Below are 19359 nucleotides of genomic sequence, written 5' to 3' on the forward strand. Positions count from 1 at the left end.
GTCACGGCTTGCAGATTCGAGTGACGGCCTCGCGCACCACTTCACGGCGGCGCGCGATCTCGTCGGTGTCGACGTTCTGGTTGTCGGCCACACCGGGGGCCACCACCCAGCCGAACACGAGGCCGAACAGCATCGTGATCAGGTCCTGGGGGTCCCAGTGCTTCGAGATGAGGCCGTCTTCTTGAGCCTTGCGGATCGTGGCCATTCGCGGAACCCAGCTGGAATGTTCCTCGGCCAACTTCTTCATCCGTGGTGCCTCACCCTGCAATTGACCCCAGATCATCATCCGTTGAATCTGTGGTTTGCCGAGCATTGCGTCGAACAGTTCGACAGCATGCGCGGGCATGTCTTCACCGGTGAACTCGACGGATTCCATCGCCTGCTCGAAGTCGACGTCGAGCACCGCGTGGAACAACGCGACCTTGTCACCGAAATAGGCGTAGAGGCGCTCCTTACTGGCGTTTCCGTTCTTCGCAATCCGATCGATGCGCGCACCGGCAAGCCCGTAGGTGCCGAATTCTTCTTGCGCAGCGTCGAGGATTCGCTGTTTCGTCGCGGTCACGTCAGTGGGAGCCATAGTGATGATGGTAACCGAACGAACTATTTCGTTTGACTCACCCGAGAAGGCTGGAATACCTTTTTCCAATGACCACCACGTCCCACGTCGACGGCGGCACTCTGCCACCGATCCCGGCTGTCTCCGAGAATCCGAATCATCAACGTCGCTGGCTGGTGCTCTGCATCGTCGCGTTCGCTCAACTCATGGTGGTGCTCGACGGCACCATCGTTTCCATCGCCCTACCGGCAGCCCAGGAAGAACTGGGCATCAGCGACCTTGACCGCGCGTGGGTGGTCACGTCGTACGCCTTGGCGTTCGGTGCGCTGCTGCTCCTCGGCGGACGTATCGCCGACTACTGGGGCCGCAAGCGCTCCTTCATCGTCGGCATGGCGGGCTTCGCGGTTGCCTCCGGCATCGGCGGCATCGCGCAGAGCGGTATCGAACTGTTCATCGCCCGCGCCGGCCAGGGCGTCTTCGCAGCACTGCTCGCGCCCGCCGCGCTGTCGATGCTCACCACCACCTTCATCGGAGAGAAGGAGCGCGCCAAGGCTTTTGCCGTCTACGGCGCGATCTCCGGCGGTGGCGCTGCTATCGGCCTTCTCCTCGGTGGAGTGCTGACGCAGTACGTCGACTGGCGCTGGTGCCTGCTCGTCAACATCCCGATCGCGCTGATCGCCATCGCTGCGGCCGTCCCGATCGTCAAGGAAACCAAAGCGCACGGCGACACGAGCTACGACCTTCCCGGCGCTGTCCTCATCGCCCTGGGGCTCGGCTCACTGGTCTACGGATTCACACGCGCCGAGCACGGCTGGGGTCAGGCGGACACTTTGCTGTTCATCGCACTGGGTCTGGTCTTCCTCGCGATCTTCGTGGTCGTCGAGAGCCGCAGCAAGAATCCGCTTCTACCGCTGAGCGTTCCGTGGCATCGTGATCGCGGCGCTGCTCTGATCGGCTCCATGCTGGTGGGCGCCGCCCTGCTCGGCGGCACGTTGTACCTGACGTTCTACCTGCAGATCGTGCTCGGATTCAGCCCGGTCATGGCCGGCGTCGGATCGCTGCCGATGGCATTTTTCATCGTCTTGGCGTCGACCATCGCAGCGCAGTTGTCCACCAAGATCGGCCCCAAGCCGCTCATGGTCGCCGGCCCGCTGGTGGCAGCGGTAGGACTGCTCATGCTGACCCAGATCGAGGTACACAGCTCCTACTGGACGCACGTGTTCCCCGGCCTCGCCATCTTCGGCTTCGGACTCGGTCTGCTGATGGTGCCGATGCAGAACCTCGCACTGATCGGTGTCCCCGACCACGACGCCGGCGCTGCCAGTGCCCTGGTCAACGCCACCCTGCAGATCGGCGGCGCACTCGGAACCGCACTGTTCACCACGATCTACGCTTCGGCAAAGTCGGCCTTCACCGCCGACAACGCGGCGCCGATCCCGCCGGAAGGCATTCCTGTCGACATGTCGAACGCGACCATCCCGACTGGTGACCAATTGGCGCTACTCCCCCAGCCGGTGCAGGACTTCGTCGCCTCGATGACGGACTACTTCTTCGGCGCCGAGGTATCCGGATACTCGGCCGCATTCGGTTGGGCGGCAATCCTGTTGGCGATCATCGCACCGGTAGTGCTGGTGCTGGTCCGCGCCAAGAAGGGTGATCTGCCCGCCGAGGGTGCAGTCCACATGGGATAACCCCCTGTGCGCCTTTATTAACCGCCCGCGGTTGATAAAGGCGCACAGCAGGTCAGGCCTTCCTCAACACCTCAGCCACCGGAGTGCTGCTGCGGCCGATCAACTTCTGCAGGTCACCCGACTCGGTGTCCAACGCCCCCTTGGCAATTGCAGCATCGGAATCGGCGAGGATCTGCGCAACCGGTGTAGGCAGTCCGACGCTCTCGAGAATGCCTTCGTATGCCTCCGCGTCCACAAACTGGTACGCGACGGGCTTGCCGGCGAATTCGCTTATCTTTGCGGCCAATTCGGCGTAGGTGAGCCTCTCGTCACCGCCCAACTCGTACACTGCGCCTTCGTGGCCATCGGTGGTCGCGACTACTGCTGCGGCGTCGGCGTAATCCGCACGCGCCGCAGCCGCGATCTTGCCTTCCGCTCCCGCACCGACCAGTGCGCCGCGTTCGATCACACCGGCCAGGTCGTTGGTGAAGTTCTCCCAGTACCAACCGTTTCGCAACAGCGCGAACGGAATACCGCTCCGAGTGAGCACGTCCTCGGTCGCCTTGTGCTCGGCAGCAAGCTTCATCGGCGTGTCCTGAGCATTCAAGATGCTCGTGTAGGCGATGAATCCGACGCCGGCAGCCTTCGCCGCGTCGATGATGTTGGTGTGTTGCGCGAGCCGTGACCCCACTTCACTTCCCGAGATCAGAACCAGCTTGTCGACGCCCGCCAGTGCGGTTTCCAACGCCAAGGCATCGGCGTAGTCCGCTTGGCGTACAACTACTCCGCGGGCGGCGAGGCTTTCCGCCTTCTGTGGATTGCGGACCACTGCGACGATGTCGGACGCGGCGGTTCCCCGCTCGATCAACGACTCGACTACCAGTTGTCCGAGGTTTCCGGTTGCGCCGGTGACTGCAATGCTCATGCGAACTCCCGATCCAGGTTGAAGCGTAAATGCGTTCTGCAACCATCATGCACTTATTATTCGTAAGTGCAACACGTCGAGTTAGCGCTATGGGATCGTGCAGTAGTAGCCTGGGTTCATGACCAGCACCGACTCACCTTCACGTGCTGCCCAGACTCCTGATCCGAATGCCGACGTCGTGGACCCAACCCTCGAGGCTGACGTCTTCGCTCGCGGGTGCAACTCTCGGGCGGCATTGCAGAATGCAACCGGACGCTGGGGCGCACTCGCACTGGCAGCACTGAACGAGGGTCCGTACCGATTCAGTGCCCTGCGCCGACGCGTCGACGGAGTCAGCGAGCGCATGCTCTCGCAGACCCTGCAAACACTCGAGCGGGATGGCCTCGTGCACCGTGAGGTACTCGAAACCATCCCGCCCAAAGTGGAATACAGCCTGACCGAACTCGGCGCCGACGTCGCCGCAAAGATCACGGCCCTGATCGAACTACTCGAATCGCAGGTGCCGAAAATCGTTGCGTCACAAGCGTCGTACGACGCCCGGAATCAGCTCAACTTGTCCGAGAGCTGAGCGATGAACTCGTCGAATGCGTAGGGAACGCTCAGCACCGTCGGAGCGGACGTAGCCATCGCGTAGTCCATTCCGACCAGACGAACCAGACGGCCGTTCGACACCGAGGTCATGTTCGCGAACGGACCGAAGGACATGAGCTTGTCCAGGTTGGTGCCGTCGGCGTCGACGAGAATGAAGACGTCGGCGTCGAGTGTGTCGATGGATTCCATGCCCACGGACACCGAACTGTCGCCGGAAGTGCACACTGCGTCGACGCCGGGCGAGGTCTTCACCCCGAGCTGGCCGAGAAGACGGATCCGCGGGTCGGTGCCGCAGAAGACGATCAGGCCCTCGTCGGTGCGCATTGCATACGTCGCGGTTTTGCCCTGGAACTGTGGGTGATCAGCGGCCTGCTTCTCGAAGTACGCCCCGGTCTCGTCGATCAGCGTCTGAGCCTGCTCCGGCTGTCCGAGCGCTGCACCGATCATGCTCATCTGCTTGTCCCACGCCGTATCCCACGGCTGGTCGGGGAACGCGACGGTCGGCGCGATGTCACTGAGGCGCTTGTACTCGCCCTCGTCGATGCCGGAGTAGACGGCGAGGATCACGTCGGGATCGAGCCCGAGGATCTGCTCGAACGGGATATCGGGATTGGTCGTCATGAGAACGGGCTTGGCACCGTTCAGACGCGAAGCGTCCCAGGGCAGGATGTTGTTCTCGATGCCGTCGCCGGAGAAGCTCTCCATGGCGACCGGAACCTTGTTCAGTGCGATCACCGCATCCTGGCCACTCCATCCGATGGTCACGATGCGCATAGGCTCCGCGTCGATCGTCGTCGAACCGTAGGCGTGGTCGACGGTCACGGGGAACGCCCCCGCCTCGGCGGCACCCGAAGCTTCGGTGTCCGATCCGGAGTCACCTGAGGTTCCACAGGCGGAGAGCGTCAGCGCGACGCAAGCCGCGAGCAGTACGGAACGAGTTTTCATGAGTGGTCCTTCGAAAGCCGGATGGTCGACTCGGGACGCTAATGCGTTGCGCGCCTACACCCCGACTCGAAGGCCTCAGATGGCGGTTTCGCAACACAACTCGACACAAAAGACGAAAAACCCCGTGCGCCTTTCCGGTAGTGCGAACTACCGAAAAGGCGCACGGGGCCGAAGGCCCTGCCGTCAGAAGTTGATCATGTGGCCGGCGAGGCCGTGGATCGCTTCCTGCAGTGCCTCACTGAGTGTGGGGTGGGTGTGGACGTTGCGTGCCAACTCGTTGACCGTGAGGTCCCACTTCTGGGCCAAGGTCAGCTCGGGCAGCAGTTCCGAAACGTCCGGTCCGATGAGGTGCCCGCCGAGCAGTTCGCCGTACTTCTTGTCGGCGATCAGCTTGACGAAACCGGTCGGGTCACCGAGACCGTGTGCCTTGCCGTTGGCAGCGAACGGGAAGTTCGCGACCTTGACGTCGTAGCCCTCGGCCTTGGCCTGCTCCTCGGTCAAACCGAACGAGGCGACCTGCGGCTGGCAGAACGTCGCACGCGGCATCATCCGGTAGTCACCGAGTGTCTGCGTCTCCGCGCCGCCGATGGTCTCGGCAGCGACGACAGCCTGAGCTTCTGCGACGTGCGCGAGCTGCAGCTTGGCGGTGACGTCACCGATGGCGAAGATGTGCGGGACGTTGGTGCGCATGTAGTCGTCGATCGCGATGGCGCCGCGATCGGTCAACGCGACACCGGTGTTCTCGAGACCGAAGCCCTCCACGCGCGGTGCGAAGCCGACGGACTGCAGAACCTTGTCGACGACCACGGTCTCGATCTCGCCGGACTTGTTGTCCTTGATCGAGACGGTGACCTTGCTGCCGTCGTCGCTGATGGACTGCACAGCGGCACCGGTCTTGATGGTGACGCCGAGCTTCTTGTACTGCTTGGCGATTTCCTTCGAGACGTCGGCGTCCTCGTTGGGCAGTGCCCGATCGAGGAACTCGACGATCGTAACGTCGACGCCGTAGTTCTTGAGGACGTAACCGAACTCCATGCCGATCGCGCCGGCACCGACGATCAGGATCGAACCCGGAAGGTCACGGGTGAGGATCTGCTCTTCGTAGGTCACGACGTTCTCGCTCAGCGAGGTGCCGGGCAGCAGCTTGGTGTACGAACCGGTCGCGATGATCGCGTTGTCGAACGTGATCGTCTCGGTGCCACCCTTGCTCAGCTCCACGCTGATGGTGTTGGCGTCGACGAACGTGCCCTTGCCGTCGTACTCCGGGATCTTGTTCTTCTTCATCAAGAAGTGAATGCCCTTGACTCGCCCGTCCGCGACCTTGCGGCTGCGATCGAAAGCGGAGCCGAAATCGAAGGACACGTCTCCGGACATGCCGAACGTCTTCGCTTCTTTCGTGAAGATGTGCGCGAGTTCGGCGTTACGGAGAAGCGCCTTGGACGGAATGCAGCCGACATTCAGGCATACACCGCCCCAGTACTTCTGCTCGATGATGGCGGTGCTCAGGCCCAGTTGTGCCGCGCGGATAGCAGCGACGTACCCACCGGGGCCGGCTCCGAGGACAACGACGTCATAGTGTGAGGTCACGATTCACCAGGGTAGTCCTGCATCGTTTCGCTGTCCCCAGATGGTCGTATTACCCGTCGGTAGCCCACACTTCTCGGGCAACTCGGGCGAAATTTCCGCCGTACACGGCCTCGATCGACGGCTCGTCGAAGCCCCGCTCACGCAATACCTGATCAAGTGTCAGCACCTCCTCCGGAGGAGTCCACTGCAGTGGCCCCCACGCGGTGTACGCCTCGGAGAACGACGACGGGTTCTGCTCGATCTCTTCGCGGAAGTCGTCGGCGTCGAAGGAGAAGTCGGAGCCGATCCCGACATGATCGATGCCGACGAGTCCCACAGCCTCTTCGATGTGGTCGGCCATCGCGGACAGCCGAGCCTGGTCGTCATCCGGTCCGTTGACGCCGAGGAATATGCCCACGCCGTTGATCCCGACGACGCCGCCGGTCTCCGCACACGCTCTGGCCTGATCGTCGGTGATGTTGCGCGGATGCTCCCACAACCTTCGGAGGTTCGAGTGGCTGTAGATCATTGCTCGCTGGGTGATAGCTGAGATGTCCAACCCCGTCTGTACAGAACAATGTGAGCCGTCGACCGTCATTCCGACGCGATTCATCTCGGCAACCAGGTCACGGCCGTATCCACTCAACCCCGTGTCCGCCAGGTCCAAGCAGCCGCAGCCGGCAGCGTTCATGTAGTTGTACGTCGGCAACATCGAGCGGACTCCGAGGTCGTAGAAGTACGAGACGTTGGCCAGGTCTCCCTCCAGCGGATTCGAGTCCTCCAGGTCGAAGGCCAGGGCGATTCCGCCGGACTCCTGAATCTCGACGACGCCGTCGACGGTGAAGACAGGGGTGATCTCCGGGAACTCGACCCGCGCCTGCCACGCGAAACTCTTGGCGATTGCCGTCGAGTCCGCGCGAGTCTGCGGCGAGTAACCGACGTTCACCGAAACGTAACTCCCCGCTGGGCGCTGATATCGGAGAAGATCTTCGACAGACGCGTTCGACTGCAGAGGTAGGCAACAATGTTGTTCCCATAGTGGATATGTCCGGTTCACTCACTAATCCCGTCGATGATCAGGGAAATTCACCTGAAACTGGTCGTACGTTCAGCAAATCTCTGGTTCACTGGCGGATAACGCACCGATGCGGTAGAACTTACAAGACTCACACGCCCTGTACCTATCGACAGAGCATGTACCCAGCATGAATTCCCGTACGGGAACAGCAACAAAGGACCGTTCACTCCTGGGCGGATTCGAAGGAATTTTAGGTGGAGGTTTCTGAACGTATGCGTGCTCGCACTTTCAAGCGTGGCCGTCTGGTCGCCGCTGTAGCCGCAGTATCCGTGCTGCCGATGCTGATCAGCCCTGCAGTGTCGTCCGCAGGCGGAGATCCGTCGACCACCACGGCAACTGTTGCCAAGGCAAACACAACGGGTTCCAAGCTCTCGAGCCGCACGGACAACGGGCGCATCGCCACCATCAAGGTGTACTCACCTTCCATGGGACGCGACATTCCGCTCGAGGTCATCCTCCCGGCAGACGGCAGCGAACCCCGCCCGACCCTCTACCTGCTCAACGGTGCAGGCGGCGGCGAAGACCGGGCGACGTGGCAGCGTCAGACCGACGTCAACGAGTTCTTCGCTGACAAGAACGTCAACGTCGTCACCCCGCTCGAAGGTGCATTCAGCTACTACACCGACTGGGTGAACGACGACCCGTCCCTCGGCCGTCAGAAGTGGCAGACGTTCCTGACCCAGGAACTCCCGCCCGTCATCGACGCCGAGTTCAACACCAACGGCGTCCAGTCGATCTCCGCGATCTCGATGACCGCGACCTCGGTCCTCAACCTCGCCATCGCAGCTCCGGGCCTCTACAAGGGCGTCGGTGCATACAGCGGATGCGCCGAGACCAGCACACCGGTCGGCCAGTCCTCCATCGAACTGGTTGTGGGCATGCGCGGCGACGCTGACGTGACCAACATGTGGGGCCCCCTCGACGGCCAGGGCTGGATCGACAACGACCCCGTCGTCAACGCCGAGAAGCTCCGCGGCACCGAGCTCTTCATCTCCACCGGCTCCGGACTCCCCGGCCCGCACGACACCCTGAACAACGAGGCGATCAACGGACAGGTCGGCACACTCGCCAACCAGGTGATCGTCGGCGGCGTCATCGAGGCAGCAGTCAACTACTGCACCCACAACCTCGCCTACCGCCTCAACGATCTCAAGATCCCGGCCACCTTCGACTTCAAGCCGACCGGCACCCACTCGTGGGGCTACTGGGAAGACGATCTCCACAACTCCTGGCCGATGCTCGCTCGTTCGATGGGCATCTGACCGAAATCGTTCCGACTCGACCCCGCTCCCTGCACTTCCGGGAGCGGGGTCGAGTGCTTGTCTGGGCCGATTCGGGGGTTAATTCGGGGGTTAATTCCGGGGTTAATTCCGGGGCCAATTCAATTGTCAGGCAATCGAATCGCGTCACTTTCTGCGCCCGCTCTGCTTTACTGACACATAACAAAAAGTGAACCTGTTCCAGTAAGGGCTCACAGGCACTTCGATCCGTTCCGGATCCGAAGACATTCAGGTGGAGGATCCGAACGTATGCGTGCTCGAATTTTCAAGCGTGGCAGTGTGATCGCAGCTCTCGCAGTGGCCACGGTGCTGCCGATGCTGATCAGTCCGGCGACAGCTTCTGCGGGCGGTGACACGTCCGGATCGCACGTCGTGAGCAACACCAAGACCGGCGACCGCAAGGTCACCATCTCGGTCTTCTCCCCGGCGATGGATCGCAACATCCCGCTCGAGGTCATCCTCCCCGCAGATGGCAGCGAACCCCGCCCGACGCTCTACCTGCTCAACGGTGCAGGCGGCGGCGAAGACTCGGCGACCTGGCAACGCAAGACCGACGTCATGAACTTCTTCCAGGACAAGAACGTCAACGTCGTCACTCCACTCGAAGGCGCGTTCAGCTATTACACCGACTGGGTGAACGACGATCCGGTTCTCGGTCGCCAGAAGTGGCAGACGTTCCTCACCAAGGAACTCCCGCCCGTCATCGACGCCGAGTTCAACACCAACAAGGTCCAGTCGATCTCCGCGATCTCCATGACCGCGACCTCGGTCCTCAACCTCGCCATCGCGGCTCCCGGCCTCTACAAGGGCGTCGGGGCGTACAGCGGATGCGCTGAGACCAGCACCCCCGTCGGTCAGAGTGCGATCGAACTTGTCACAGGTACCCGCGGCGGAGCTGACATCACCAACATGTGGGGCCCGCTCGACGGTCAGGGCTGGAAGGACAACGATCCGGTCCTCAACGCCGAGAAGCTCCGCGGCACCGAACTCTACGTCTCCACCGGCTCCGGACTCCCCGGCCCACACGACACTCTCGCCAATCCCGCGATCAACGGTCAGGTCGGTGCGCTCGCCAACCAGGCGATCGTCGGCGGCGTCATCGAGGCAGCGGTCAACTACTGCACCCACAACCTCGCCTACCGCCTGAGCGATCTGAAGATCCCGGCCACCTTCGACTTCAAGCCGACCGGCACCCACTCGTGGGGCTACTGGCAGGACGATCTCCACAACTCCTGGCCGATGCTCGCTCACTCCCTGGGCGTCTGACCCGATTCGTTCTCACTCGACCCCGCTCCAGTGTTTCGGGAGCGGGGTCGAGTGCTGTCGGGAGCGAGCAGTAAGAATGGACGTATGACTTCCGATCAGCAGCCCACCACCGGCGACGACCCCTACCTCTGGCTCGAAGACGTGACCGGTGAGTCTGCACTCGATTGGGTCCGTCAGCACAATGCCGTGACCGAGGAGCAGCTCACCGACAACGAGCGCTTCGATCGACTACAGAGCGACGTGCGCGAGATCCTCGATACCGACGCGCGAATCCCCTACGTCCGCCGTCGAGGTGAGTTCCTCTACAACTTCTGGCGCGACAGCACCCACGTTCGCGGATTGTGGCGACGCACGACGTTCGATCAGTACGTCACCGACGACCCGGAATGGGACGTCCTGGTCGACCTCGACGCCCTGGCCGAGGCCGAGGGCGAGAACTGGGTCTGGAAGGGCACGCAACTTCTACGGCCACACCGCAACCGTGCATTGATCAGCCTCTCCCGCGGCGGGGCAGACGCGGCGGTCGTTCGCGAGTTCGACATCGACAAGCGCGAGTTCCTCGCTCCCGAGGGCGAGAATCCCGGCTTCTACCTTCCCGAGGCCAAGACCGACATCGACTGGATCGACATCGATACCGTCTACGTCGGAACGGATATCGGACCGGGGTCGCTCACCGATTCCGGATATCCCCGTCTGGCCCAGCGGTGGAAGCGCGGCACTCCCCTCTCCAGCGCCGAGACCGTCTACGAGGGCCAGGCCACGGACGTGGCCATCTCGGCTTCGCACGATCCGACGCCCGGGTTCGAACGGGACTTCGTCACTCGCTCGGTCGATTTCTACAACTCTCAGCATTTCGAAGTTCGCCCCGACGGTGAACTGGTGCTCGTGGACGTCCCCGAGGACGCCGGGATCTCGATTCACCACGAGTGGTTGTTGATCCGCACCAAGTCCGTGTGGGCCGTCGAGGACACCGAATATCCGACCGGCGCACTGCTTGCCATCCGTTACGACGATTTCCTTGCCGGCTCACGAGCACTGACATCGATCTTCGAACCCGACGCACATTCCTCGCTCGAGCACTACACCTGGACACGCGATCATCTGATTCTGGTGGTCCTGACCGACGTGCGCACGACGCTGCGAATCCTGACGCCGGGCGAAAACGGCTGGGAGGATCGACCTTTCGAAGGGCTTCCAGAACTGACCAGTATCGAAATTCTCGACACCGACCCTGATGTCAGCAACGAGTACTTCGTCAATTCGAGTGGATACACCTCCCCTGCAACTCTTTTGCACGGCGTGATCGGCGAAACCGAACCCACTGCCCTCAAGCAGGCTCCCGCGTTCTTCGACGCCGAGGGCATCACCACGGAGCAGTTCTTCGCCACCTCTGCCGACGGCACCCAAGTTCCGTACTTCGTGGTGCGCAGTCCGCGTAGCGAGCCCGGCCCTACCCTGCTCTACGGGTACGGCGGATTCGAGATCTCGCTGACACCGTCGTACAGCGGTTCTCTGGGCCGTGCCTGGCTGACGCAGGGCGGAACCTATGTGGTTGCGAACATTCGTGGTGGCGGCGAGTACGGACCCGGTTGGCACACACAGGTTCTCAAGGCCGGGCGCCACAAGGTGCACGAAGACTTCGCTGCCGTCGCGAGAGACCTCGTCGATCGCGGAATCACGACCCCGGATCTTCTGGCAGCTCAGGGCGGTAGCAACGGCGGCCTGCTGATGGGCATCATGCTGACCAAGTACCCCGAGCTCTTCGGCGCCATCGTCTGTCAGGTCCCGCTGCTGGACATGCGCCGATTCCATCTCCTGCTGGCCGGCGCGTCCTGGATGGCCGAATACGGTGACCCCGATGTCCCGGAGGAGTGGGCATTCATCTCGGAGTATTCGCCGTATCAGAACATCGACGCCGCCGCGTCGTACCCACCGATCCTGATCGCGACGTCCACCCGCGACGACCGCGTCCACCCCGCGCATGCCCGCAAGATGGCCGCACGGCTGGAAGAGCTGGGCAAGCCGGTGCTGTATTTCGAGAACATCGAGGGTGGCCACGGCGGCGCCGCGGACAATGCTCAGCTGGCCTTCAAGACTGCGCTGACCTACGAGTTCCTCTGGCAGAAACTCGGCTGATCTTTCAGCGGTCGCGCAACCACGCGACGACGCGCTCGCTCACAGCGGTGGGATTGCGTATCCAACCGTTGTGACCGAGTGGTTCGTCGATGTGCGTCATCGTCACTTGGGCCCCGGAGAGCTTGTCCACCAGGTTCTTTGCCGACCGGCGTGGAGCGAGATCGTCCCCTTCGATCGTGATCGACAGAACCGGCAAGGTCAGGCGGGCGATCCGCTCCTCGTAGTCGATATCCGCACCGACGGGTTCCATGCGACCGGTCCTGGCGAACCGGGCCCAATCGGTGATCAGAACTTTCGACTGTCGACCGAAGCCGCCGACGTTGACCCGGTCTCCCGGCCAGAAGCCGGCGATGTTGGCTGTCACCGACATCGCGGACGAACCCAGATAGAGTCCGGGCGCACGGATTCCGGGGAATCCGCGGTGATACGGCGATCCGGAGGCAACCAGGATCAGTCCGCCGAGCCGGCCCCGAATCCTCGACGCGTACATCACCCCGATCTGGCCGCCCATGCTGTGCCCCATCAGAAAAGGTGTGCTGGCCGGGAACCGCTCGCGCACTACCTCGAATGTCGCCGGACAATCGATCGAGACCAGTTCCTGATATCCGTAAACACTCGACGCGCTCGGGCGCGGTTTGCTGTCACCTTGGCCACGCAGTTCACCGATGGCCGCATTGAAGCCGGCTTCGACCAGGGCCTGCGCCACCGGATCGTAGAACCCGGCGGGAACTCCGAGCCCGGGCAACATCACCACCGCGGGTGCGTCGTCGTTCGGTCCGGGAAACAGACGGATCGGGGTCACGGTGCCGTCGGGGAGTTGGATCGGTACGGTCTCCATTCAACTCACACTAACCACCCACGCCGCGGATGGGCAGAGCCCACGCGCCGACTATTCGAGGCTTCCCACGATCAGCGGATCCGGAGTACCCACGATCTCGTAATCCTTGTTGTCGTAATCGAACTGACTGAGCACGTGACGCATCGCGTTTATCCGCGCGCGTTTCTTGTCATTGCTCTTGATGACGGTCCACGGAGCGGTGTCGGTATCGGTGAACCGAATCATCTCTTCCTTCGCCGCCGTGTACGCATCCCACTTGTCCAGAGAAGCGATGTCCATCGGCGAAAGCTTCCACTGCCGAACGGGATCGACCTGTCGGATCGCGAACCGCGTGCGCTGCTCCAGCGGTGAAACCGAGAACCAGAACTTGATCAAGCTGATGCCGTCGTCGACGAGCATCTGCTCGAACAACGGCACCTGGCGCAGAAACCGCTCGTGCTCCTCGTCGGTGCAGAAGCCCATGACCCGCTCGACCCCGGCCCGGTTGTACCAAGACCGATCGAACATCACCAGTTCCCCGGCAGCCGGAAGGTGCTGCACATAGCGCTGGAAGTACCACTGCGTCGACTCGCGAGCCGACGGCTTCTCCAATGCGACGACCCGTGCGCCGCGAGGATTGAGGTGCTCCATGAATCGTTTGATCGTTCCGCCCTTGCCAGCAGCGTCGCGTCCTTCGAACACTATGGCGTGCCGTGCGCCGGTTTCCTTCGACCAGTTCTGCAGCTTGAGGAGTTCGATCTGCAGCAGACGCTTGGACATTTCGTACTCGTCCCGAGGCATCCGTGCGTCGTACGGGTAGCCCTCCCGCCAAGTGTCGACCTCGAAACCGTCCGGCGACGTCAGCAGCACCGGATCGTCGTCGTCATTGTCGTCGACGGTGAAGGCGGCGGTGTCGGCCAGATCGACGGCGGTCGAGAGATCCGCGAAGGTGCTGAGGAACGGTCGGCGTTCTGCTAAATCGGTCACCGCCGACAAGTTAGTCTCCCGCAGCAACCGTTCGGTGAAGCTGGGATGAACTACCGGGGTATGACACGGCGGCCTCAAAAGATCAGGGTGCAGATGGGGGTCGTCCCCGATGGTGCGCGGCGCCATCTCGCTTCAGAATTGAAGCATGACATTCGAAAGCAACACACCTCGCCCCTTCACCCGTTCCAACGACAAGAAAATGTTCGCCGGAGTGTGCGGCGGAATTGCAGATTACTTCGGCGCCGACGTAAATCTTGTCCGTCTACTCGCGGTTATCGCCGCTATTTGCACGGGTGGAACCGCGGCTTTGGTATATCTCGCCGCCTGGATGCTCATGCCGTTAGGTTGAGAATTCCGGCAATTGACATGGCGAGAATTACGCGCCGACAAAAGGTATTTCGGGGCCTACGCGCCAACACGAGCAGGCCCCGAAATCGACAATCTACTTGGCGGCCTTCAACTCTCCACCGCTGAGCGCAGCGAGGGCCTCGAGACCCTTGACGGCCAGGCCACTGACGCTGCCCAACCCCTGACCGATGATCGCACCGACTGAGCCGGCAGCGTCCATGACAGATCCTTCAAGCATGACGTTCTCCTTTAGATGTTCAGTGGTTCACTTGGGACGAGCAAATGACGCCGATCAGAAAACTCAGGGAACGACAGGCGGCGTAAAGCTGAGGGTGTCGAGAGATCCGAAGATTCCACCGGCGGTATCAGCCAGTGAACCGAAGAGGTTTGCACCGACATTGTCCAATCCCAGCAGCATTGTCAGCAAAGCCTGCATCGGTGCACCGTCCCCATTCGGACCACCGAGAATATCCATCAACGAACCCATGTTCAGCTCCTCGCGTAGGTGATTCTTTTTACCGTCGGTGACGATTATCGAACCAGTCCGGCGGTAGACACTCGACGTGTCGACAGTCACATTAATCCGCGAGATAACGACTCGACACCACTACGGACAATTACCTTAATTAGGACGAATTCGACAGAAATTTCCCGAACACAAATCGTCGATTCACCACAAGTTCCGACGCAAGTTACTCTTTATCGTTCGACTACCTCACGATTTTGGTCAGAATTTTGGTCAGAAACTGCCTGCAGAAGCGTCGTGAACCCCACCCGCAACAATTCGACATAGTGCTCGATATCCGGCATCGTCTCTCGCGAGACGATGACATTGAGCGTCAGAGAACCTCCACGCGCGGCAATGAGGAAGTGGCGCAGAATGTCTCCGTCGACCGGCGCCTGCCCGCCGAGAACTGCCACCGCCGGCGCACCTTCGAAAACATTGCCGTCGACCGATACCGGGACATTGCTGATCGTCGTGTTCTGAATGACCTTGTGCGAAGGGTCCAGCTTGTTGAGCCGACGCGAGAGACCGGTGAGTCTGAGCAGAGCCGCAGGCGAGGTTTCGATGCGTGTGCCGTAACGACGGACGGCTGGGTGCGAACTCCGCCCCTTTGCCATCAGCGCCGAATCCCTGATCAGTGTCAGCCGCTCGACCGGATCTTCGACGTCCGTGTGCAGATCGACCGTCAACAGCGCCAGTTGGTTGGCCGATTCCCATTCGGCTATCTGCCGCATCGATCGGGGAACCATCGCCGCCAACCCACTGGCCGACTTCTCGCCCTTTTCTGACAGGTATACGTCGAGAGCACCGGCGACGACGGTCAGGAAGATGTCGTTGACCGTCACGTCCGGAACGGCCGCTCGGATCGCTTTGATGTCTGCGCCGTCCAGCGTCAGGAAATCGATCGTGATGTCTCCACCCAGCACGCCGTTGAATCGGGTCGGTAGGCGGTCGGCCGAGTACGTAGGCAGCTCTCCGGCCTCTTCCGCCTCCCGAACCGTCTCGGCCGCAACCTTTGTCACGGACAGACCCCGGCCGAAGCGGATCGCCTGGCCGGGCAAACCGACGACCGTGCGCCCGATCAAATCCAGCGACGAAAGCCCCGAGCCGGCACGCTTCGTCTCCGGCTTCGGCGGACCGGAGAACAGAAGGTTGGTCAGATCGCGGATCGCCAGACCGTCACCGGCCCCGTGGTGGGTCTTGAGCATGATCAGCGTCAGATTGCCCGGCAGCTCGTCGATCCCGCGCACTCCGGTCATGACGTGCAACTCCCAGGGCGGCCGGGACAAGTCCATCGGCTCCCCGAGCGAGCGCCCGAGCAATTCACGAACCGGGGCCCACCCGGCAACAGGGGCATGATGGACGTGCACGTGATCATCGACGTCGAAATCGGCCGGGACCCAATAGGGATAGTCCAGATCCAGCGGAACTCGCTGGAGTCGACTCGTGAACAGTGGCCAGTACCCGAATCTTTCGGTGATCCACCGAACCGCGTCGTCGTGCGTCATCTCTGCGAGCGGATGGCCCGTAGAGTCGAAGAAGTAGGCGCAGACCATGTGGCTCAGATGTCCGCCGGACTCGTTGTAGACGAACTCCGCGTCTCGCGGTCCCATCTGAGATACCGCGGCTGGCAACGAGTTCCGAAAGATCATGCATGCCCCTCAATTCCGACGCTGAACGAATGTCCGAATTGTAGCGAGCTGACATGCAGATCCTCTGGGTTCTGCTCGGAATCGTTGACTATCACCGGATCCAGCAATCGGAGAAGGTGCCTGCGATTCCTATCGATCAGGTGGCAACCTCTTGGTCAGGTGAATCCTCAGTCTGCATTGAGGCTGCCGCTGCCAAGTCATCGAAACTTGCTCGCAGTAGTTCGATGTAATGGTGGAGATCGGGCATGGTCGCGGTATCCGCGATGACGTTGAGGGTCAGTCCCCCACCTGCTGCGGCGACCATGAAATGCCGTAGCCCATCCCCGTCGATGGGCGCTTGCACTGCAAGCACAGCCGCGCCCGGGGCGCCGGCAAGCGTCAACCCTTCGACCGAGAGTGGAATGTTACTCACCATCGTGTGCTGGTAACGCGGTCGATCGAGGCTGTGATCGTTCTGCTTGCGCGCATACGCCATCAATCTCATCAAAGGCGCGGGCGTGGTCTCGACTGCGGCCCCGGCACGCCTGACCGCGGGATGGGACGTGCGCGCCTTCTCCGACCGTGCCGAACTCGAAATGAGCGCCAACCTCTCCAATGGGGACTCGACCTGGGTGTGCATATCCACCAGCAGAGCCACCAACTGATTCGCCGACTCCCACGCTTCGACCTTACGCACCGAGCGAGGAACCATCGCGATCAAGGAATCGCTTGGCCTTTCATCCTTTTCCGTGAGGTAGCGCGTCAGAGCGCCTCCGACAACGGCGAGTAGAACGTCGTTGACAGTGGCACCGGGCACCGAATCCTTGATCTCACGGACCTGCTCCCCGGACATTGTCATCGGTTCGAGTGAGGCAGCTCCACTCACCTTGCCGTTGAATCGAATTGCAGGCCTCTCGTTGAGGCTCTCCACCCATTCTCCTGCCTTCTTCGCAGCGTCAGCATCTCTCTGAGCGCGTCGGTTGCCTGGTACCTGCCTTGCGAAGCGATATATTCGGCCGGGAAACCCCAGTAGCGACTTGGTGAATATCCTCGCTCGCACAAACGGCACAGACGGTTCGGACCCAGCCTGCTGCACCTTGCCCGAAAAGATAGCCTCGCCCAACGTCCTGATGGCGATACCGTCAGCTGCACTGTGGTGAGACTTGAGCGCCACCGCCGTCAGTCGGCCCGGCAATTCTTCAAGTCCCTCCAAACCTACGAAGAAGTGCAGTTCCCACGGCGGACGGCGCAGGTCCATCTTCGTGGTCAACAACGCGCTCAACGGCTTTTGCAGCGCTGCCCATCCTGTGTCGTTGATCTTGTTGACGTACACGTGCTTTCGGACGTCGAAGTCAGGGTCTGTCACCCAGTAGGGATGGTCCAGTCCCAACGGAGTCCGTTGGACTCGTTGAGTGAACATGCGATCACATCCGAGGCGTGCGGTAACCCAGTCCACTGCCTGTTCTGCCGTGAATTCCGCGCTTGGGTGCAACGATGTCTCGAAGAAGTACACAGCGATCAGATGGTTCAGGTGACCAGCGCCCTCGTGATAGATGAATTCGGCATCGCGTGGGTTCAGCTGCGCCATCCTTGCGCCTGACGTGTTGGACGCGCCCATTGAACTCCTTGTATCGCGGCTGGTTGCCCGCACATTCGCCTGAGTGCAAAGCTTGTGACTATAAGTCCAGTGATTGCAAAACCGATGGTCCCCGAAGCCAGAGGGCTACGGGGACCAAAGTTTCAAGCAAGTGCAGGTTGTGCAGGTTCGCCTGACTGCTCCGCTACGATGCTGTCCTCGACAACCGAACAATATGATGCAGTCGCTGGAGTGATCACGGCTTTTGTGGAGGATCCTTGATGATCTTGCTTCCAGTGGAAGTGAGACCAAGCATGTTCGATACCCACGTGATCATTCCGGTTAAATAAGTTTGCAGCATGACCGATTCCGTTCTTTCTATGGCGTGGGGGAAGACGACAGCGCGTTCAAATACTTCACAAACGTGCCCACGAGATCGACCGATCCGAAATCGACGATCTTGGACAGGTAGTCCAGGAAGAGATCGAACATCTTTTCTCCTTCTCCTTTTACAGGCCGGCTACGGAGCCGAGGACCGATTGGACGCTGCCCGCCGCAGCCTCACCGAGCGCACCGCCCATGTTGAGGCTTCCGGTGATCGACACGAAGATTCCGTCAACGACCTTGACCAAGTAGAACAGTGGATCCACGAGGGATCCGACGTCAACGCTTGCGAGCGCACCTATCAAACTAGCTGTGTCCACCGTATTTCACACTCCTTGAGATTGATTTCGTTCACTGGCTAAAGCAATTCACTTCTCAGTCGACGTTCGGGAACCAGCCGAAGCCAACCGAGGCGATAAACGGGGTAAACAAAGCCATCCCGAGAATGTTTTTGATCAACCCCCCGGCCTCGCCCTCGAGAACGTCCGCAATCGATCCCAGATCCATCATTCGCTCCTGTCATCAAAAACATTGGAAGAAGAACTTGCAGGTGCCGTCAACTGAGGTCGATTGCCGAAACCAACGATCCGGTAACTCCGTCGATTCCCGGCATGAGCGAACCGGACCAGACGTTACCCAGCAGGTCGGTGAACAATGCCGCCGTTGTCTGCAGGAACATGACGATCATATTGAATCCCACGCTTTCGATTGGCCGCGAATACTCACGGAACATTTACATTGGAATGCTTGATGCAGCCCACAAAGAGCCGGTCCAAGTAGCAATTAAAGAATCTCTGTCGAACGATGTAACCGAGATCCTCCGGGGTTGGTGCCCACTTTCCGCGGCTGTGACTGACATCAAGGTAGTGCAATAGGATCCGGTTTGGGTGCCTTTTGCCCAAGAATTTCAGATGGATCTGAAACCTGTTCCATATTCGCAGGTCTAGCGTCCAAGACTCCTGAAAATCAAGCAAAATGGAATAGCAACCGGAATTCACGTCGTCCGAAAGGCTTAGTACTTGAGGGTATTCAGGACAGAATTATCCACCAAAAGAACTAGACGTATCCGCACTTCACAGGTTAGCGGAGGCGAACAAT

At 61.0% G+C, this 19359-nt stretch carries 20 protein-coding genes; 6 read left to right on the forward strand and 14 right to left on the reverse strand.

The window, feature by feature from the left end:
- Position 1 precedes the first annotated feature (1 nt).
- Positions 2-577: a TetR family transcriptional regulator gene (locus ACYP01_RS00570; RefSeq protein ID WP_204856297.1), complete on the reverse strand. Its 576-nt coding sequence runs from the start codon at positions 575-577 to the stop codon at positions 2-4.
- Between the two features lie 68 nt (positions 578-645).
- On the opposite strand from ACYP01_RS00570, the gene ACYP01_RS00575 reads away from it, so the two are divergent.
- Positions 646-2247: an MFS transporter gene (locus ACYP01_RS00575; RefSeq protein WP_003941517.1), complete on the forward strand. Its 1602-nt coding sequence runs from the start codon at positions 646-648 to the stop codon at positions 2245-2247.
- A 52-nt stretch (positions 2248-2299) separates the two neighbouring features.
- Here ACYP01_RS00575 and ACYP01_RS00580 read toward each other — a convergent pair whose 3' ends face one another.
- Positions 2300-3151, reverse strand: coding sequence for an SDR family oxidoreductase (locus ACYP01_RS00580; protein WP_459678143.1), 852 nt, complete (start codon positions 3149-3151; stop codon positions 2300-2302).
- A 118-nt stretch (positions 3152-3269) separates the two neighbouring features.
- On the opposite strand from ACYP01_RS00580, the gene ACYP01_RS00585 reads away from it, so the two are divergent.
- The gene (locus ACYP01_RS00585) at positions 3270-3719 is read left to right on the forward strand and encodes a winged helix-turn-helix transcriptional regulator (RefSeq protein WP_007735410.1); all 450 of its coding nucleotides are present in this window, start codon (positions 3270-3272) and stop codon (positions 3717-3719) included.
- Here the strand turns inward: ACYP01_RS00585 and ACYP01_RS00590 are convergent.
- The 3 genes from ACYP01_RS00590 to ACYP01_RS00600 form a co-directional block, all read right to left on the reverse strand.
- Positions 3695-4687 (reverse strand): iron-siderophore ABC transporter substrate-binding protein, encoded by a 993-nt coding sequence (locus ACYP01_RS00590; RefSeq protein ID WP_019744462.1) that lies wholly within the window; start codon positions 4685-4687, stop codon positions 3695-3697. The genes ACYP01_RS00585 and ACYP01_RS00590 overlap by 25 nt on opposite strands.
- Before the next feature lie 183 nt (positions 4688-4870).
- Positions 4871-6274: a dihydrolipoyl dehydrogenase gene (lpdA, locus tag ACYP01_RS00595; protein WP_003941477.1), complete on the reverse strand. Its 1404-nt coding sequence runs from the start codon at positions 6272-6274 to the stop codon at positions 4871-4873.
- Positions 6275-6323: 49 nt separating this feature from the next.
- Positions 6324-7310 carry a dipeptidase gene (locus ACYP01_RS00600; RefSeq protein WP_058038501.1) on the reverse strand — a complete coding sequence of 329 codons (987 nt, stop codon included), beginning with the start codon at positions 7308-7310 and terminating at the stop codon, positions 6324-6326.
- A 233-nt stretch (positions 7311-7543) separates the two neighbouring features.
- On the opposite strand from ACYP01_RS00600, the gene ACYP01_RS00605 reads away from it, so the two are divergent.
- The 3 genes from ACYP01_RS00605 (at position 7544) to ACYP01_RS00615 (ending at position 12013) form a co-directional block, all read left to right on the forward strand.
- Positions 7544-8593, forward strand: coding sequence for an alpha/beta hydrolase (locus ACYP01_RS00605; RefSeq protein ID WP_021343370.1), 1050 nt, complete (start codon positions 7544-7546; stop codon positions 8591-8593).
- Positions 8594-8860: 267 nt separating this feature from the next.
- A complete protein-coding gene (locus ACYP01_RS00610; RefSeq protein WP_003941485.1) occupies positions 8861-9877 on the forward strand; it encodes an alpha/beta hydrolase in 1017 nt (338 codons plus the stop codon).
- Positions 9878-9961: 84 nt separating this feature from the next.
- Positions 9962-12013, forward strand: a complete 2052-nt coding sequence (locus ACYP01_RS00615; protein ID WP_042450421.1) for a prolyl oligopeptidase family serine peptidase — start codon at positions 9962-9964, stop codon at positions 12011-12013.
- A 4-nt stretch (positions 12014-12017) separates the two neighbouring features.
- On the opposite strand, the gene ACYP01_RS00620 is transcribed toward ACYP01_RS00615, so the two are convergent.
- On the reverse strand, positions 12018-12851 hold the full coding sequence (locus ACYP01_RS00620) for an alpha/beta hydrolase family protein (RefSeq protein WP_459678148.1): 834 nt from the start codon (positions 12849-12851) through the stop codon (positions 12018-12020).
- Between the two features lie 51 nt (positions 12852-12902).
- Entirely contained in the window at positions 12903-13817 is a 915-nt protein-coding gene (ppk2, locus tag ACYP01_RS00625) for a polyphosphate kinase 2 (RefSeq protein WP_459678150.1), read from the reverse strand.
- 145 nt (positions 13818-13962) lie between these two features.
- On the opposite strand from ppk2, the gene ACYP01_RS00630 reads away from it, so the two are divergent.
- Positions 13963-14166, forward strand: a complete 204-nt coding sequence (locus ACYP01_RS00630; RefSeq protein ID WP_003941534.1) for a PspC domain-containing protein — start codon at positions 13963-13965, stop codon at positions 14164-14166.
- 93 nt (positions 14167-14259) lie between these two features.
- Here the strand turns inward: ACYP01_RS00630 and ACYP01_RS00635 are convergent, their stop codons facing one another.
- The 7 genes from ACYP01_RS00635 to ACYP01_RS00665 form a co-directional block, all read right to left on the reverse strand.
- Positions 14260-14403, reverse strand: coding sequence for a hypothetical protein (locus tag ACYP01_RS00635; protein WP_003941503.1), 144 nt, complete (start codon positions 14401-14403; stop codon positions 14260-14262).
- A 63-nt stretch (positions 14404-14466) separates the two neighbouring features.
- The gene (locus ACYP01_RS00640) at positions 14467-14652 is read right to left on the reverse strand and encodes a hypothetical protein (RefSeq protein ID WP_223304379.1); all 186 of its coding nucleotides are present in this window, start codon (positions 14650-14652) and stop codon (positions 14467-14469) included.
- 212 nt (positions 14653-14864) lie between these two features.
- Entirely contained in the window at positions 14865-16322 is a 1458-nt protein-coding gene (locus tag ACYP01_RS00645; RefSeq protein WP_459678154.1) for a wax ester/triacylglycerol synthase domain-containing protein, read from the reverse strand.
- A gap of 136 nt (positions 16323-16458) precedes the next feature.
- Positions 16459-17919: a wax ester/triacylglycerol synthase domain-containing protein gene (locus ACYP01_RS00650; protein ID WP_459678157.1), complete on the reverse strand. Its 1461-nt coding sequence runs from the start codon at positions 17917-17919 to the stop codon at positions 16459-16461.
- Positions 17920-18386: 467 nt separating this feature from the next.
- Complete coding sequence (locus ACYP01_RS00655; protein ID WP_031331808.1) at positions 18387-18581, reverse strand: hypothetical protein; 195 nt, start codon at positions 18579-18581, stop codon at positions 18387-18389.
- Between the two features lie 55 nt (positions 18582-18636).
- Positions 18637-18768 carry a hypothetical protein gene (locus tag ACYP01_RS00660; RefSeq protein ID WP_459678160.1) on the reverse strand — a complete coding sequence of 44 codons (132 nt, stop codon included), beginning with the start codon at positions 18766-18768 and terminating at the stop codon, positions 18637-18639.
- A 49-nt stretch (positions 18769-18817) separates the two neighbouring features.
- On the reverse strand, positions 18818-18961 hold the full coding sequence (locus ACYP01_RS00665) for a hypothetical protein (RefSeq protein WP_153212751.1): 144 nt from the start codon (positions 18959-18961) through the stop codon (positions 18818-18820).
- Between the last annotated feature and the right edge of the window lie 398 nt (positions 18962-19359).

The organism is Rhodococcus sp. no. 34 (genome assembly GCF_054589475.1).